The organism is Halalkalibacter sp. APA_J-10(15) (genome assembly GCF_023017105.1).
Classification (GTDB): Bacteria; Bacillota; Bacilli; order Bacillales; family Bacillaceae_D; genus Halalkalibacter.
Genome location: NZ_JALKEV010000048.1, coordinates 1 through 745, shown reverse-complemented (window position 1 = coordinate 745; position 745 = coordinate 1). Strand labels below are relative to the sequence as shown.

The 745-nt window shown below is 38.4% G+C and carries 1 pseudogene; it reads left to right on the top strand.

Going from position 1 to position 745, the window contains the following annotated elements:
* Positions 1–311: 311 nt before the first annotated feature.
* Positions 312–464 (top strand): annotated as a pseudogene (locus MW695_RS22195) (TnsA endonuclease N-terminal domain-containing protein); the annotation flags it as partial.
* Positions 465–745: the final 281 nt, after the last annotated feature.

Sequence of the window (745 nt, the reverse complement as noted above, 5' to 3'; positions counted from 1 at the left end):
GTCCCAATCAGGTTGTCAAAGGCTCTTTTCACTTTGACAATCTGATTGGGATGTGGAACACTCCATGAATGGTTGTTGTGCAGAAAAAACTTAATCTTTTGGTGTCCGGAATCTTGACATAGATCCAGGTATTATATTTTTTAGATGGGTTAAAATTAAACAACTTTATTATCTCTACACAAAATTGTAAGTTTAAAATAAAGTCGCGACGTTTGCAAAAAAGATGCGATGTTTAAAACAAAGTCACGATGTTTATAAAAAAGTTGCGAAGTTTCACCCCTTTGGATACGATTGTCTAAAGGGGTGTTTTTGTGGCGAAACGAAAAAGAACATCTAAAGTCGATAAGTGGATTAAAGAAGGTAGAGGAACTGGCAGTGGGGCAGATTACCAGCCTTGGCTAAAAGTTCAAGATGTTTCCTCATTAGGTCGGTCAACGAGATTAAAAGGTACAAAAGCCGGTAGATGTGTCTTTGTAAAAATCTCCTGAGCCATGTATTAATGTTTTGTCATCTGTAAAAAACATTTGAGTTGGGATACCCCTAACCCACCCATTCCAACTCTTTTTTCCAAGCCCGAGAGACGACCTACCCGTCGTTTCCTCGGGCTTTTTTTCTTTCCGTAAGCGTCAAATAACGCACACATTCTACTAATACCCAAGCTATGAGATACTCTTTCTATCAAATAGAAAAGGGTGTTGTCATGAACCGAAAAGACAAGTATGAACGTTGGAAAACACGTATGGAA